Raw genomic sequence first — 14891 nt, forward strand, 5'->3', positions numbered from 1 at the left:
CCGCCCGAAGGAAGGACCCCACCGTGCGAAGAACCCGTATCCTCACGGCCGTCCTCGCGCTGGCCGCCGGCCTGCTGGCGGGCAGCGCGCCGGCGCTGGCCGCGAGCACACCGAAGGTGGCGCTCGCGGCCGACACCTACACCTGGAAGAACGCCCGGATCGACGGCGGTGGCTTCGTTCCGGGCATCGTGTTCAACCGCTCCGAGAAGAACCTGGTCTACGCCCGCACCGACATCGGCGGCGCCTACCGCTGGCAGGAGTCGACGAAGACCTGGACCCCGCTGCTCGACTCGGTCGGCTGGAACGACTGGGGCCACACGGGGGTGGTCAGCCTCGCCTCGGACTCGGTGGATCCGAACAAGGTGTACGCGGCCGTCGGCACGTACACCAACAGCTGGGATCCCGGGAACGGTGCGGTGCTGCGCTCCAGCGACCGGGGCGCGAGCTGGCGGAGGACCGACCTGCCGTTCAAACTGGGCGGCAACATGCCCGGCCGGGGCATGGGCGAGCGCCTGGCGATCGACCCCGGCAAGGACAGCGTCCTGTACCTGGGGGCGCCCAGCGGCAAGGGACTGTGGCGGTCGACGGACTCCGGGGCGACCTGGTCGCAGGTCACGAGCTTCCCCAACCCCGGCAACTACGCGCAGGATCCGAGCGACACGACCGGTTACGCCAGCGACAACCAGGGGGTCGTCTGGGTCACCTTCGACGAGTCCACGGGCACACCGGGCAGTGCCACGAAGACGATCTACGTCGGGGTGGCGGACAAGGACAACGCGGTGTACCGGTCCACGGACGCCGGGGCGACGTGGTCGCGGCTGGCGGGGCAGCCGACCGGCTATCTGGCGCACAAGGGTGTGCTGGATGCGAAGAACGGCTATCTGTACATCGCATACAGCGACAAGGGCGGTCCGTACGACGGCGGCAAGGGCCAGCTGTGGCGGTATGCGACCGCCACCGGCACCTGGACCGACATCAGTCCGGTCGCCGAGGCCGACAGGTACTACGGTTTCAGCGGGCTGACGGTCGACCGGCAGCATCCGGGCACCATCATGGCTACTGCATACAGTTCCTGGTGGCCGGACACCCAGATCTTCCGCTCCACGGACAGCGGCGGCACCTGGACGAAGGCCTGGGACTACACGTCGTATCCCAACCGCTCCAACCGTTACACCATCGACGTGTCGTCGTCCCCCTGGCTGACCTTCGGTGCCAACCCGTCACCGCCCGAACAGACCCCGAAGCTCGGCTGGATGACGGAGTCGCTGGAGATCGATCCTTTCAACTCGGCCCGCATGATGTACGGAACGGGTGCGACGGTCTACGGGACCGAGAACCTGACGAACTGGGACAGCGGGGATAAGTTCACCGTCAAGCCGATGGTGCGGGGCCTTGAGGAGACGGCCGTCAACGACCTCGCCTCTCCCCCGTCCGGTGGTGCCCAGCTCTTCAGTGCCCTGGGTGACATCGGTGGCTTCCGGCACACGGACCTGACGAAGGTCCCGTCGATGATGTACACCTCCCCCACCTTCACCACGACCACGAGCCTCGACTTCGCCGAGACCAACCCGAACACGGTGGTGCGGGTCGGCAACCTGGACTCGGGTCCGCACGTGGCCTTCTCCACCGACAACGGCGCCAACTGGTTCGCCGGCACGGATCCTTCGGGCGTCAGCGGCGGCGGCACGGTGGCGGCCGCGGCGGACGGCAGTCGGTTCGTGTGGAGTCCGGCAGGCACGGGAGTGCAGTACACGACGGGCTTCGGCTCGTCCTGGTCGGCGTCAACCGGGATCCCGGCCGGAGCCGCGGTCGAGTCGGACCGGGTGGATCCCAAGACGTTCTACGGCTTCAAGTCCGGTAAGTTCTACGTCAGTTCGGACGGCGGCGCGACCTTCACGGCGTCTTCCGCGACCGGCCTGCCCAGCGGGGACAGCGTGCGCTTCAAGGCGCTGCCCGGCACGAAGGGCGACATCTGGCTGGCCGGTGGCGCGACGGACGGCGCGTACGGTCTGTGGCACTCGACCGACGGCGGGGCGACCTTCACCAAGCTGTCGAACGTGGAGCAGGCCGACACGATCGGCTTCGGGAAGGCGGCGAGCGGGGCGTCGTACCAGACGCTGTACACGAGCGCGAAGATCGGCGGGGTGCGGGGCATCTTCCGGTCGACGGACAAGGGCGCGAGCTGGACCCGGATCAACGACGACGCCCACCAGTGGGGCTGGACCGGTGCGGCGATCACGGGTGACCCGCGGGTGTACGGCCGGGTGTACGTGTCGACGAACGGCCGCGGGGTGGTCTACGGCGACACCTCCGACACGAGCGGAGGCGGAAGCGGTGGAGACGGAGGGGGCGGCGGTACGGATCCGACGCCGACGGGCGCCTGCTCGGTGACCTACAAGATCACCAACCAGTGGTCGGGCGGTTTCCAGGCGGACGTGCAGCTGACCAACACGGGCTCGAGTGCCTGGAGCGGCTGGTCGCTCGGCTGGTCCTTCCCCGACGGTCAGAGGGTCACGCAGATCTGGAACGCCGACCAGTCCCAGTCGGGGGCGACGGTGACGGCGAAGAACCTGGGCTGGAACGCCAACGTGGCGGCCGGGTCCTCGGTGAGCTTCGGATTCACCGGCAGCTGGTCGGGGACGAACACCAAACCGGCGGCGTTCAAGCTGGGTGACCAGAGCTGTACGGTCGCCTGAGCGGGCCTTCTGGGGCGCGTGCCCGGAGCGGGCACGCGCCCCCCTCAATCGCCGCTGTCCTCCGCCACGTCGCCGTATCTCGCGGCCAGTCCGGCGACCGTCCGAGCGATCTTCTCGCGCAGCTCGGCCGGCTCCAGCACCTCGATGTCGGTCCCCAGACGCAGGAACTCCCCGTGGGCGTGCTCGACGGACTCGACGGGGACCCTGGCGAGGGTCCAACCGTGCTCGTCCGTAGGCCCGTCGACGGCTCTCGGCAGCCTCACACCCGGTGCCAGCCGGACGAACGCCTCGCCACGGTACAGACGCTTGTGGAAGTCGCGTTGGTACGCCGCCCAGTACGCGGCCAGGTCGAAGTCGCCGGGCCGGGTGAACTCCTCGTCGGTTCCGATCAGTTCGAGTATCTGGTCGACGCGGAAGGTGCGCGGTCCGGGGCCTGCCACGACATACCAACGGCCGGCCTTCAGCACGAGTCCGTACGGCTCCAGGCGGCGCTCCACGTCGGTCGGTTCGGCCCAGCGGCGGTACAGGACGTGCAGTACGCGGCTGTTCCACACGGCGTCCGCCACCGCGGGCAGATACGGCGTGTCGTCCGCGGCCGCGTACCAGCCGGGCGCGTCGAGGTGGAAGCGGCCGCTGATCCGGTCGGCGTGGGCGCGCAGCTCCGGCGGCAGAGCGGCACGGACCTTGAGCTGGGCGGCGGCCAGGACGGCGCCGAAACCTAGTTCAGCGGCCGGGCCGGGCGCCCCGGCGAGGAAGAGTGCCTCGGTCTCGCCGGTGGTCAGGCCGGTGAGGCGGGTGCGGTAGCCGTCGAGGAGGCGGTAGCCGCCGGCGTGGCCCGCGTCCCCGTACAACGGGACGCCTGCCGCGTTCAGCGCCTCGACGTCCCGGTAGACCGTGCGCACCGACACCTCCAGCTCCGCGGCGAGCTGGGCGGCGGTCATGCGGCCGCGTGTCTGGAGCAGCAGGAGGATCGAGACGAGACGGCTGGACTTCACTGACACAGGATGTCAGGGAAGCGGTCCTAACGTGCGGGCATGGTCTTCAAGGAGAAAACGCTGACCGTGCCCCCGCCGATCGAGGTGGCCGGGCGGCACGTCAAGCGCTACCACGTCACCGCCGACCCGGCGGGCATCGCACCCGAGGTGGAGAAGGCGGCGTACGCGATCCTGCCGGAACTGCTGCCCGAGCCGGACGGCACACCCCCGGCGACGTTCGTCGTACTGCACCGGGGCGGCGATGACGGCGCCTATCTGAACGTCTACAGCTGGGTGTGGGACAACGTGCTGCACTTCGGTGGCGCGGCGTCCGGTCAGCCGGTGCTCGGCTGCCCCGACGGCGACCCGACGCACTTCGTCAGGCAGGAGCGTTCGTGGATCGGCTGTGTCTGGGAACTGCCGCCGATCCTGCACGAACGCGACGCGTGGGTGCGCCACATGCTCGCACCCGAACTACCGGACCTGGCGGCTTATCTGGCCGACTCCCTGCCCGAAGGCACCACAGGAGACCGCTCATGAGCAGCCCGCACGACTTCGACTTCCTCCACGGCGAATGGACCGTCCGCAACCACCGCCGCACCGACTTCCTCGATCCGGACAGCGGTTGGGAGCAGTTCCCGGCGACCAGCCGCTGTCTGCCGCTGTTCGACGGGGCCGCGAACGTCGACGAGATCGACATGCCGCACCTGGGCTCGAAGGGACTGACCCTGCGGCTCTTCGACCAGGAGAGCCGTCAGTGGTCGCTGAACTGGTCCTCCAGCCGGAGCGGGAAGCTGTTCCCTCCCGTCGTCGGCCGTTTCGAGGGCGGCCGGGGCGAGTTCCACGGCGACGACACGCATGACGGGAAGGACGTGCGCGTGCGGTTCGTGTGGTCGGGGGTCTCCCCCACCACCGCCCACTGGGAGCAGGCGTTCTCGCTGGACGGCGGGGAGACCTGGGTGACCAACTGGACCATGGAGTTCACCCGGCCGGCGGCTTACGGAACGCCCGCACGCTGAAACACGGGTCGGCGCGGGGCCGCTCCTGGTCCGGGAGGGCCGCCAGCCGCTCGGCGAACCGTTCGGTCAGCGGGTCGCCGGGCGGCAGCAGGGTGAACCAGCCGCGGCGGAGGTCGGCGATGGTGCCGCGGGGGCTGCGGCCCTGTCCGAGGCTGGGGAAGGACGCCCGCCCGGCCGGGTGCAGGCCGTGCCGGGCGGCGTGCGCGGCGACGACGTCGGCGGCGTCCCGGGCGGGACGGCGCGGACGCGGAGCGAGGACGGCGTCGATGTCGCTGCCGACGTCGTGTGCGGCGGCCTTGTCGACGGTGGTGACGTAGACACCGCCGGGTCTGAGGACCCGGGCGCACTCGGCGACGACCCGGTCGGCGTCGGCGGCGTCCCGCAGCAGGTGCAGCAGCCACACGCTGGTCACGGCGTCGAAGGTACCGTCGGGGAAGGGCAGTCGGCGGCTGTCGGCCCGGACGACCGCGCCGGGCAGCCGGGCGGCGGCCAGCCGGGTCATGCCCTGGGCCAGGTCGGCGCCGGTGACCCGCGTGCCGGGCCGGGCCGCGGCCAGCCGCCGGGTGACGATGCCGGTGCCGCAGGCGATGTCGAGCAGACGGCCGGTGGTCTCGGGTATCAGGCCCAGGACGGCGTCGGCCGCCGCGGCGGCGCGGGCTTCGCCGCCGCGCGTCGCGTCGTACGCGCCGGCTTCCTCGTCGTAGTCGATCACGGGGGTCAGTGTGCCCCGTGACCTGCGGCGAGGCCCTCCACCCGGCGGGCGAGTTCGAAGTCCTTCTCGGTGACGACGCCGCCGGCGCTGTGGGTGTTCACGGTGAGGGAGACCGTGTTGTAGCCGAGCGTGAGGTCCGAGTGGTGATCGAGTTCGTCCTGGACCTGGGCGATGTGCACCACCATCGCCGTCGCCGCGAAGTGCGAGCCGAGCCGGTAGGAGCGGGCGATGCGGTCGCCGTCGAGGGACCAGCCGGGCAGTTCGGCCAGCCGGTCCTCGATCTCCTTCTGCGACAGCGGTTCGACGGCCATCCCTGGCTCCCTTCCTGGGTGTCGGGTACCTCTTCAGCCTGCCACAGGCGGGCCGTCGGAGCGCTGGTCGGTCAGGTGCCCCGGGGTGGTGTCGGCGTCAGCCGCGCACGCACTCCGCCGCCAGGTCGTCCGCCAGCGCGGCGATCCGCTCCCGGCCCTCCACCCGCTCCACCCACGGGTGCGGCAACCCGTGGTCGCCGAACCGGGCGCCGAGGATGTTGCCGCAGATCGAGCCGGTGGAGTCGCTGTCGCCCGAGTGGTTGACGGCGAGCAGCAGGGCGTCCTCGACGCGCTGTGCGGCGAGGGCGCTGTAGACGCCGATGGCGAGGGCCTCCTCGGCGATCCAGCCGGCGCCGAGCGTCTCCAGCCTCTCGGGGGTGCCGTCCCCGTCGGCGGCGAGGTCGAGGGCCTGGTTGAGGGCGGCGCTGGTCTCCTCGTGGCCGGGGTGGCGGGCCAGCAGGCGCAGGGTGCGCAGGACGGCGCCTTCGACCGAGTCCCCGGAGAGGATGTGGGCCACGATCGCGGCGAGGGCGCCGGCCGCGTAGTAGCCGGTGGGGTGGCCGTGGGTCATCTGGGCGCAGCGGGCGGCGATGCCGAAGGCCTGGCCGGGGTCGGTGCGGGTGAGGCCGAAGGGCGCCGAGCGCATCACCGCGCCACAGCCCTTGGAGTCGGGGTTGACCGGTCCGGGCGGGCCCAGTTCGGCCCACGGCTCGGGGACGAAGTCCTGGGCGAGCCCGGACAGGCAGGCGTTTCCGGGGGCGCGGCGGGCGTAGAGCCAGGGTTCCTCGATCAGGCCGCCGCGCGGGCCCTCGTAGGGGCCGCCGGAAGGCTTGGCCATGTCGCTCGCCTCGGGGCCCGGCCGGCGCTGTGTCTCCAGCCAGCGTTCGTAGGCCCAGCGCAGCAGGCGCGACCAGCCGCCGCCGATGCCCTTCAGCCGTTCCCGCTGGTGGGACTGGCGGATGCCCTCGGCCGAGAACAGGGTCATCTGGGTGTCGTCGCTGACCCGGCCCAGCACGCCGTCGGCGTCGGGCACCAGGCCGGTGACACCGCGCGGGCCGTGGGAGGCGCGGATGCGGTCCAGGGAGAGGAACTCGATCGGATAGCCCAGGGCGTCGCCGAGCGCGCCGCCGAGGAGGCAGCCGCGCACTCTGGCGCGGTAGACCGCCGTCGCTTCCCAGCACGGTTCTATCGGCTCGTTCATGTGCCCCCTCCTCGACTACGGTCGTGCGCATGGTCATTGTTGCGTCCGGTACCGCGGGATCCTCCGCCGGCCCAGCGGATGGGGGCGTCGGCCCGCTGCTGCGGGCCTGGCGGGAGCGCCGGAAGGTCAGCCAGCTGGAACTGGCGCTGCGTGCCGACTCCTCGGCCCGGCACATCAGTTTCGTCGAGACGGGCCGTTCCCGGCCGAGCGAGGAGATGGTGCTGCGGCTGGCCGAGCATCTGGACGTGCCGGTGCGGGAGCGCAACGCGCTGCTGCTGGCGGCCGGTTACGCCCCGCGCTACCCGAAGACTCCGTTGGACGACCCGGCGCTGGACGCGCTGCGCGAGGGCCTGGAGCGTCTCCTGCAGGGGTACGAGCCCTACCCGGCACTGGTGGTCGACGCGACGTACGACGTGGTGACCGCGAACCGGGGCATCACGATGCTGCTGGAAGGTGTCCCGGAGTCGCTGCTCGCGCCGCCGCTCAACGCGATGCGGCTGACACTGCACCCCGAGGGTCTGGCGCCGCGCATCCGCAACCTGCGGGAGTGGCGCGGGCATCTGCTGGCGCAGATGGAGCGGCAGATCGCCCTGCACCGCTCGCAGGCGCTGCGTGCGCTCTACGAGGAGGTGGCCGCGTACCCGGTTCCCGAGGAGGGTCCCACGGACGAACCGGCGGACCCGGTCGCGTACTTCGCGCTGCCGATGCGGATCGAGCACGAGGGCCGGATCCTCTCCTTCGTGTCCTCGATCTCCACCTTCAACACACCGATGGACGTCACGGTCGCGGAGCTGGCGATCGAGACGTTCCTGCCGGCGGACCCGGCGACGGCCAAGTATCTTCACTCCATGGCGGGTTGACCGGAGTCACGAGATCCGGATCGGCGCCGGCCAGGTGCGTTGTCCGGCCTCGCGTGTCACACTGCTCGCGTACTTCGGCGCGTATGGGGAGGGCGTGGCGTGAGTGAGCGGCGGGCTGCGCCCACCGTGGGGCAGGTGGTGCTCGGCAAGCGGCTGCAGGAGTTGCGGGAGGCGGCCGGGCTGGGGCGTGACGAGGCCGCCCGGGTGCTGCGGGTGGCGTCCGCGACCGTGCGGCGGATGGAGACGGCCGAGGTCGCGTTGAAGATCCCCTACGTGCAAGTGCTGCTCTCCACGTACGGCGTGCCCGAGGAGGAGGCGGCCGCGTTCGTGACGCTCGCCGAGGAGGCCAACGAGCCGGGCTGGTGGCAGCGGTTCCACGATGTGCTGCCCGACTGGTTCAGCATGTACGTGAGTCTGGAGGGCGCCGCCCGCGTCATCCGTTCCTACGAGCCGCACTTCGTGCCCGGTCTGCTGCAGACGGAGGAGTACGCGCGGGCGGTGATGGAGGCGGGCACGATCGGGCAGACGGGGTCGGAGACGATCGAGCGCCATGTGTCGCTGCGGATGGCCCGGCAGCGGCTGCTGGACCGGGAGGACCCGCCCCACCTGTGGGTGATCATGGACGAGACGGTGCTGCGGCGGCCGGTGAGCGTCCGCGGCGAGGTGATGCGCGACCAGTTGGACAAGCTGCTGGAGTACGCCGAGCGCGACCGCGTCACCATCCAGGTCGCCGAGTTCGCGGACGGGCCGCACCCGGGGACGTACGCGCCGTTCTCGCTGTTCCGTTTCGCCGAACCCGAACTGCCGGACATGGTCTACACCGAGTATCTGACCGGTGCCCTGTACCTGGATTCCCGCAAGGAGGTCTCCGCGCACCTGGAGGTCCTCGACCACATGACGGCGCGCGCCGCTTCGGCGCAGCGCACCCGGAAGATCCTGCGGGAGTGCCGCGAGACCTACTGACCGGGCGCCTTCATCGCTCGACCCTCCGGTCCGCGCCGACCACGCGGACCGCGGCGGCTCACGCCGACCGACACCGACTTAACGCCGAGGAGCACACACCGCATGACCGGATCCGACGCCGCGTCCCCCCGCATAGACACCAGCCGGCCCCATCCGGCGCGTGTGTACGACTGGTGGCTGGGTGGCAAGGACAACTACCCGGTGGACGAGGAACTGGCTCGGAGGATTCTCGCCGTGGACCCGGCCGCGGTGCGTGGGGCACGCGCCAACCGCCGGTTCATGCACCGGGCGACCCGTGTGGTCGCCGAGGCGGGGGTGCGGCAGTTCCTGGACATCGGTACCGGTATCCCCACCGAGCCGAACCTGCACCAGGTGGCGCAGCGGGTGGCCCCGGAATCCAGGATCGTGTATGCCGACAACGATCCGATCGTGCTGCGACACGCCGAGGCGCTGCTGCACGGCTCCGCCGAGGGCAGCACCGACTACGTGCACGCCGACGTCCGTGATCCGGACACCATCCTCCGGCTGGCCGGCGACCTGCTGGACTTCTCCCGGCCGGTCGCGCTGTCGCTGGTCGCGCTGACGCACTACCTCGGTGACGCGGCCGACGGGGACGACGTGCACGGCCTGCTCAAGCGGTACGTCGACGCCCTCGCCCCTGGCAGCTACCTGGTCCTCTCCCAGGTCACACCGGACCTGAACCCGGAGGCCATCGAGAAGGCGGCGGGCCTCTTCCGCCGCAGCGGCACGCCGTTCCACCCGCGCTCCCTCGCCGAGTTCTCCCGGTTCTTTGAGGGGCTGGACCTGCTGGGCCCCGGGGTCATCCCGGTCACCGGCTGGCGGCCGGACCCCGAGGACGTGGCGGCCCAGGCGGAGGGCATCGTGCCCGTGTACGCGGGGGTGGCCCGCAAGTCCTGAGCGAGCCGTGAGGTCCGGTTCGGGCCGGAGCGGCCGTGAGGCTAGGCCGCTCCGCCCTTGGTGTCCTTGTCGTCGTCGACGATCTCCGCGTCGACCACGCCGTCGTCGCCCTCGCCGTCCCGGGGTGTGGTGTGCTGCCCGGCGGTGTCCGTGGGGGTCTGCTGGGCCTGGGCGTACATCGCCTGGCCCATTTTCTGGCTGACGGTGGCGAGTTTCTCGACGCCGGTGCGCAGGGCACCGGTCTCGGCGTTCTGTTCCAGCAGGCTCTTGACCTCCGTGCACGCCGACTCGACTTCGGTCCTGGTGTCGGCCGGGATCCTGTCGCCGTTGTCGCGGAGGAACTTCTCGGTCTGGTAGACGAGTTGCTCGGCCTGGTTGCGGGTCTCGGCGGCCTCACGGCGCCCCCGGTCCTCCTCGGCGTACTGTTCGGCCTCCCGCATCATGCGGTCGATGTCGTCCTTGGGCAGGGCCGAGCCGCCGGTGACGGTCATCTTCTGTTCGCGGCCGGTCGCGAGGTCCTTGGCGGAGACGTGCATGATCCCGTTGGCGTCGATGTCGAACGCGACCTCGATCTGCGGGACGCCGCGCGGGGCGGGTGGCAGGCCGGTGAGGTCGAAGACGCCGAGCTTCTTGTTGTAGGCGGCGATCTCGCGTTCCCCCTGGTAGACCTGGATGCCGACCGAGGGCTGGTTGTCGGCGGCGGTGGTGAAGATCTCCGAGCGGCGGGTGGGGATCGTGGTGTTGCGTTCGATCAGCTTGGTCATGATGCCGCCCTTGGTCTCGATGCCCAGGGACAGCGGGGTGACGTCGAGGAGGAGGACGTCCTTGACGTCGCCGCGGATGACGCCTGCCTGGAGGGCGGCGCCGACCGCGACCACCTCGTCCGGGTTGACGCCCTTGTGCGGGTCCTTGCCGGTGAGCTCCTTGACGAGGTCGGTGACCGCGGGCATGCGGGTGGAGCCGCCGACGAGGATGACGTGGTCGATGGCGGAGAGCTGGACGCCCGCGTCCCGGACCGCCTGGTGGAAGGGGGTCTTGCACCGGTCGAGCAGGTCGGCGGTGAGTTCCTGGAACTGGGCCCGGGTCAGTTTCTCCTCGAGGTGCATCGGGCCCTGCGCGGAGGCGGTGATGTAGGGCAGGTTGATGCTGGTCTCGGACGACGACGACAGCTCGATCTTGGCCTTCTCGGCGGCTTCGCGCAGTCGCTGCACGGCCATCTTGTCGCCGGTGAGGTCGATGCCGTACTGCCCCTTGAAGCGGCTCGCGAGGTGCTCGAGGATCCGCTGGTCCCAGTCGTCGCCGCCGAGGTGGGTGTCGCCGTTGGTGGCCTTCACCTCGATGACGCCGTCGCCGATCTCCAGGAGGGAGACATCGAAGGTGCCGCCGCCGAGGTCGAAGACGAGGACGGTCTGCTCCTCGCCCCGGTCGAGGCCGTAGGCGAGGGCGGCGGCCGTCGGCTCGTTGATGATCCTGAGGACCTTCAGGCCCGCGATCTCGCCGGCCTCCTTGGTGGCCTGGCGCTGGGCGTCGTCGAAGTACGCCGGTACGGTGATCACCGCGTCGGTGACGTCCTCGCCGAGGTAGGCCTCCGCGTCCCGCTTCAGTTTCTGCAGCACACGCGCCGACAGCTCCTGGGCCCGGTAGCGGGTGCCGTCGACGGAGCCCTGTTCGGGGAAGCGCCACTGCGCGTCGCCCATGTGCCGTTTCACGGAGCGGGCGGTGCGCTCGACGTTGGTGACGGCCTGCCGTTTGGCGACCTCGCCGACCAGTACCTCGCCGTTCTTGGCGAAGGCGACGACCGACGGGGTGGTCCGCGCCCCCTCGGCGTTGGCGACGACAGTGGGCTCGCCCCCTTCGAGGACGGCCACCACCGAGTTGGTGGTTCCCAGATCGATCCCGACCGCGCGTGCCATCTGTCGTCCCCTTCCGCCAGGGTGCCGGTGCCCGCCGCACTCCCAGCACAGAACCCGGGTGGGCCGTTGTCAATCCCGGGTAGCCCCTGGGACCGGAAAAGACGGTGCCGCGCCCTTGGTCGAAGGGCGCGGCACCGGTCCGGGCGCGGCAGGTCAGGCGAGTTTCGCCGACAGGGTGATGGTGGTGCCGGCGAGGGCCTGACTGACGGGGCAGTTCTTCTTGGCGTCCTCGGCGGCGGCGACGAAGGCGTCGTTGTCGAGACCGGGGACGGTGCCCTCGACGGTCAGGTGGATGCCCGTGATGCCCTCGCCCGGCTGGAAGGTGACGTCGGCCGAGGTGGTGAGCTTGGTGGGCGGGGTACCGGCGCCGGCCAGGCCGTGCGACAGCGCCATCGAGAAGCAGCTGGAGTGGGCGGCGGCGATCAGCTCTTCGGGGCTGGTCTTGCCGTTCGCCTGCTCGGCGCGCGACGGCCACGACACCGGCTGCTCGCCGATGCCGGAGGAGTCGAACGTGACGACGCCGTTGCCCTCGAGCAGGTTGCCCTCCCAGACGGTGTGTGCGGTGCGCGTGGTTGCCACGGTGTGTCCTTTCGCGGGTGGTTCCGTCGTTCCCATCCGATCACATTCCGGCCCGTGGCACCCGCAGTACCCGGTTCACCCGCGGTGAACGGCGGGGGGCGCCCAGACGGCGCTTCGTGTCCCGGCCCGTCACGGCCTCGGCGTCGTCGGCCGGTGTCTCCGGTTCGCCCGGCTCGCGCAGCCAGCGGCGCAGGACGTGGTGCACCTGCTCGGCCCCGGTGAGTTCCGCTCCGTCGTCGACGGGCGGCGACAGGGTGAGGGGGGACAGCAGGAAGGGGTGGGCCTGGGGGCCGCCGAGGCCGCCGTGGGAGCCGATCTGCTCCTCGAAGGCCAGGACTTCACCGTCGGCGGGGTCGTGGAAGGAGTTGACCATGATGTCGGCGGCGTGCGGGAAGGAGTGGGTGCGGCGGACGGCGTCGGCTGCGCCGGGCCCGAAGGCGGCGAGCGGGCCGGGTTCGTCGTCGAGCCGGTCGAGGGGGATCTCGGCGCCGTACGGGCCGAGCACCACGCCGTCGTGCCGGTCGCTGCGCACCAGCAGGAAGCCGATGCCGGGGTGGTTGGCGAGGGTGGCGAGGAGAGCGGGGTGGCGGGCGTCGATCTCCTCCTTGGTCATGCGGTGGTGGACGTCCGGGAACGAGATCAGGCCGAGGTTGCCGGAGGCGAGCACGATCGGCTCCGAGTGGGGCGCGGGTCTGTGCCGTTCACCGCGGGTCTCGTCCGGGCGGCGCAGGGCGGCGCGTACGGCGGCGCGGGCCTCGGCTCCGCTGTGGGTGCGTTCGGCCTTGCGCGGGACGGGCAGGCCGCAGCCGGCGCGGACGAGGTCGGCGAGGGTGAGGCCGTAGCGGGCGCGGAAGGTCTCGCCGGGGCTCTGTCCGTGGTCGGACAGGACGACGATCCGGTAGGGGCGTGGGGCGTGCTCGGCGACGTTCGCGATCAGGGCGAGGGACCGGTCCAGCCGGGCCAGCACCTTCTCGGCGTCCCGGCTGCGCGGCCCGGAGTGGTGGGCGACCTCGTCGTAGGCGACCAGGTCGGCGTAGACGGCGGTGCGGCCGGCGAGCATGTCGCCCATGACGGCGGCGACGACGACGTCCCGTTCGACGACGGTCGCGAAGGCCCGGATGAACGGGTAGAGGCCGCCGCGTCCCACGCGCGGGCGCTGTCTTCGTATCCGGGCGCGGGTCGACTCGCCTATCTCACGGCCGACGTCGGCGATGAAGGACAGGGCGGTGCGGACGGCGTTGGCGGGGTCGGAGAAGTAGGCGAAGTAACCGGCCCGGGAGCGGTTCTCGCGGCCACGGCGACGGGCGGCTATGGACAGGACGAGGGCCTGTTCGCCGGCGCCGCCGCTGAAGAGGTTGCCGCGGCTCGCTCCGTCGTCGGTGAGCAGTCCGCCGTCGCCTGTATGCGATATGGCGCGGCGCTGCAGTTCGACGGCGCTCGTCGGGCGATTGCACACCATCACCTCGCCCCTGTCCTTCTCGTACCAGCGGAAGGCGGGGATGTCGAAGGTGCTGCCGTGCAGGATGCCGAGCTGGCTGGCGCCGGTCTGGCTGGACCAGTCGGTGCGCCAGGGGGTGACCCGGTGCGTGGGCCGTTCACCGTCGCCCGCGGCCAGCCAGCGGCCGATGGTGGGCATGACCCCCTTGGCGACGGCGTCGCGGAGTATGTCGTGGCCGACCCCGTCGAGCTGGACGAAGACGGTGCCGGGCGTCTGAGGGCAGCGGGGGCGGGATCTGCGGCGGCGCAGGGCGAGCCGGGAGAGCCTGCGCCGGTAGGCGTCGTCGTCGCGGACCGTGAGGGCGGCGCCTGTGGCGGAGGCGACGGCGGACATCACGGCGGCGACGATGACGGCGGTCTCGGGTGCGGCCTCGCTGTCGCCGGAGGGGTTGATCCGCAGAGCGAGCAGCAGCAGCGAGCCGTTGAGGAAGAACACCAGCAGGCCGAGGACGAGGGCGGGCACGAGGAGCAGCAGCCGGACGAGGAGGGGCCACACGACGGCCGAGAGGACGCCGAAGGCGCCGGCGCCGAGGGCGGCGGTGACGGCGATCGTGGTGGCACTGTCGCTGCCGGACGACTGCAGGTGGAAGTCGGGCAGGAGGCCGGCGAGGATGAGCATGGTGAGGGTGGAGACCGCCCACACCGCGATGCTCCGTCCGATCTGACCGGCGATCCGCCGCCACCGCCCGCCACGCACGCCCCGTACCCTTTCGACGTCCCCGGCCCGCGGCCACCGCGGGCGTTGACGGCCCCCACCCTGTCACACGGGCGGCATGACGACGGAGGCCGGCCGTGGCTACCGGCCGTCGTATCCGGCGGTGGGCATGGAGAGTCTGCGGTGGACACGCGCCTTCATCTGTGCGTCGTAGCGGGGTTCGGCCCGTCCGACGGTCTCCACCCGTACTCCGCGCCGTGCGCACTCCGCGGCGAACTCCTCGACGGAGGACAGCGCGGACTCCAGGACGCGGCGGCTGGGGGCGACGAACACGTCGAGTCCGGGGCGGACGCCGTCCCACAGCGCGCTGTGGTCGGGACGCAGCCGTCGTACGAGGAGTTCGCGGGCGACGACGTAGCCGTGCTCGGCGGCCCAGCGGGCGCACATGGCGTGCTGGCTGCGGGAGTCCACGAGGAACGGGTCGATCTCCAGCTCCTCCAGAGGAGTCAGACTGGCGATCGCGGTCACCCTTACCAGCGCGGCCCTGCCGGAGGCACCCCGTACCTGTCCCATGGCGTCCCCCTCACCTCCGG

14 protein-coding genes are annotated in these 14891 nt (G+C 71.4%); 6 read left to right on the forward strand and 8 right to left on the reverse strand.

Going from position 1 to position 14891, the window contains the following annotated elements; genetic code table 11:
- Positions 1-23: 23 nt before the first annotated feature.
- Positions 24-2696, forward strand: a complete 2673-nt coding sequence (locus tag ACFYZQ_RS28640) for a cellulose binding domain-containing protein (RefSeq protein ID WP_389153605.1) — start codon at positions 24-26, stop codon at positions 2694-2696.
- A 44-nt stretch (positions 2697-2740) separates the two neighbouring features.
- Here the strand turns inward: ACFYZQ_RS28640 and ACFYZQ_RS28645 are convergent, their stop codons facing one another.
- Positions 2741-3691: a helix-turn-helix transcriptional regulator gene (locus tag ACFYZQ_RS28645; protein ID WP_389153608.1), complete on the reverse strand. Its 951-nt coding sequence runs from the start codon at positions 3689-3691 to the stop codon at positions 2741-2743.
- 39 nt (positions 3692-3730) lie between these two features.
- On the opposite strand from ACFYZQ_RS28645, the gene ACFYZQ_RS28650 reads away from it, so the two are divergent.
- The gene (locus ACFYZQ_RS28650; RefSeq protein ID WP_389153611.1) at positions 3731-4210 is read left to right on the forward strand and encodes a hypothetical protein; all 480 of its coding nucleotides are present in this window, start codon (positions 3731-3733) and stop codon (positions 4208-4210) included.
- Positions 4207-4689, forward strand: a complete 483-nt coding sequence (locus ACFYZQ_RS28655; protein WP_389153613.1) for a hypothetical protein — start codon at positions 4207-4209, stop codon at positions 4687-4689. The genes ACFYZQ_RS28650 and ACFYZQ_RS28655 overlap by 4 nt, the downstream gene beginning before the upstream one ends.
- Here ACFYZQ_RS28655 and ACFYZQ_RS28660 read toward each other — a convergent pair.
- The 3 genes from ACFYZQ_RS28660 to ACFYZQ_RS28670 form a co-directional block, all read right to left on the reverse strand.
- Positions 4652-5401: a class I SAM-dependent methyltransferase gene (locus ACFYZQ_RS28660; RefSeq protein WP_389153616.1), complete on the reverse strand. Its 750-nt coding sequence runs from the start codon at positions 5399-5401 to the stop codon at positions 4652-4654. The two genes, ACFYZQ_RS28655 and ACFYZQ_RS28660, sit on opposite strands and share 38 nt — an antisense overlap.
- A gap of 5 nt (positions 5402-5406) precedes the next feature.
- A complete protein-coding gene (locus tag ACFYZQ_RS28665; RefSeq protein ID WP_389153618.1) occupies positions 5407-5712 on the reverse strand; it encodes a 4a-hydroxytetrahydrobiopterin dehydratase in 306 nt (101 codons plus the stop codon).
- A 97-nt stretch (positions 5713-5809) separates the two neighbouring features.
- Positions 5810-6913 carry an ADP-ribosylglycohydrolase family protein gene (locus tag ACFYZQ_RS28670; RefSeq protein ID WP_389153621.1) on the reverse strand — a complete coding sequence of 368 codons (1104 nt, stop codon included), beginning with the start codon at positions 6911-6913 and terminating at the stop codon, positions 5810-5812.
- 29 nt (positions 6914-6942) lie between these two features.
- On the opposite strand from ACFYZQ_RS28670, the gene ACFYZQ_RS28675 reads away from it, so the two are divergent.
- From ACFYZQ_RS28675 to ACFYZQ_RS28685, 3 genes are all read left to right on the forward strand, one after another.
- Positions 6943-7773, forward strand: a complete 831-nt coding sequence (locus ACFYZQ_RS28675; protein WP_389153624.1) for a helix-turn-helix domain-containing protein — start codon at positions 6943-6945, stop codon at positions 7771-7773.
- A 99-nt stretch (positions 7774-7872) separates the two neighbouring features.
- Positions 7873-8736, forward strand: a complete 864-nt coding sequence (locus tag ACFYZQ_RS28680; RefSeq protein WP_389153626.1) for a helix-turn-helix domain-containing protein — start codon at positions 7873-7875, stop codon at positions 8734-8736.
- Between the two features lie 102 nt (positions 8737-8838).
- A complete protein-coding gene (locus ACFYZQ_RS28685; RefSeq protein WP_389153629.1) occupies positions 8839-9654 on the forward strand; it encodes an SAM-dependent methyltransferase in 816 nt (271 codons plus the stop codon).
- Between the two features lie 41 nt (positions 9655-9695).
- Here ACFYZQ_RS28685 and dnaK read toward each other — a convergent pair whose 3' ends face one another.
- The 4 genes from dnaK to ACFYZQ_RS28705 all read right to left on the reverse strand — a co-directional run bounded on the left by dnaK (position 9696) and on the right by ACFYZQ_RS28705 (position 14871).
- Positions 9696-11567 (reverse strand): molecular chaperone DnaK, encoded by a 1872-nt coding sequence (gene dnaK / locus ACFYZQ_RS28690; RefSeq protein ID WP_389153631.1) that lies wholly within the window; start codon positions 11565-11567, stop codon positions 9696-9698.
- Positions 11568-11720: 153 nt separating this feature from the next.
- Complete coding sequence (locus ACFYZQ_RS28695) at positions 11721-12146, reverse strand: OsmC family protein (RefSeq protein WP_389153634.1); 426 nt, start codon at positions 12144-12146, stop codon at positions 11721-11723.
- Positions 12147-12186: 40 nt separating this feature from the next.
- Positions 12187-14340: a phage holin family protein gene (locus ACFYZQ_RS28700; protein ID WP_389153637.1), complete on the reverse strand. Its 2154-nt coding sequence runs from the start codon at positions 14338-14340 to the stop codon at positions 12187-12189.
- A 99-nt stretch (positions 14341-14439) separates the two neighbouring features.
- Positions 14440-14871, reverse strand: a complete 432-nt coding sequence (locus ACFYZQ_RS28705; protein ID WP_389153640.1) for a hypothetical protein — start codon at positions 14869-14871, stop codon at positions 14440-14442.
- Between the last annotated feature and the right edge of the window lie 20 nt (positions 14872-14891).

It is taken from the genome of Streptomyces sp. NPDC001843, assembly GCF_042891955.1.
In the GTDB taxonomy this organism is placed as follows: domain Bacteria; phylum Actinomycetota; class Actinomycetes; order Streptomycetales; family Streptomycetaceae; genus Streptomyces.

What these genes read in the sequence shown, in the direction of transcription:
- ACFYZQ_RS28650 (WP_389153611.1), top strand. Translation starts at nt 3,731, where the DNA reads ATGGTCTTCAAGGAGAAAACGCTGACCGTGCCCCCGCCGATCGAGGTG.
- ACFYZQ_RS28655 (WP_389153613.1), top strand. Translation starts at nt 4,207, where the DNA reads ATGAGCAGCCCGCACGACTTCGACTTCCTCCACGGCGAATGGACCGTC.
- ACFYZQ_RS28665 (WP_389153618.1), bottom strand. Translation starts at nt 5,712, where the DNA reads ATGGCCGTCGAACCGCTGTCGCAGAAGGAGATCGAGGACCGGCTGGCC.
- ACFYZQ_RS28670 (WP_389153621.1), bottom strand. Translation starts at nt 6,913, where the DNA reads ATGAACGAGCCGATAGAACCGTGCTGGGAAGCGACGGCGGTCTACCGC.
- ACFYZQ_RS28675 (WP_389153624.1), top strand. Translation starts at nt 6,943, where the DNA reads ATGGTCATTGTTGCGTCCGGTACCGCGGGATCCTCCGCCGGCCCAGCG.
- ACFYZQ_RS28685 (WP_389153629.1), top strand. Translation starts at nt 8,839, where the DNA reads ATGACCGGATCCGACGCCGCGTCCCCCCGCATAGACACCAGCCGGCCC.
- dnaK (WP_389153631.1), bottom strand. Translation starts at nt 11,567, where the DNA reads ATGGCACGCGCGGTCGGGATCGATCTGGGAACCACCAACTCGGTGGTG.
- ACFYZQ_RS28705 (WP_389153640.1), bottom strand. Translation starts at nt 14,871, where the DNA reads ATGGGACAGGTACGGGGTGCCTCCGGCAGGGCCGCGCTGGTAAGGGTG.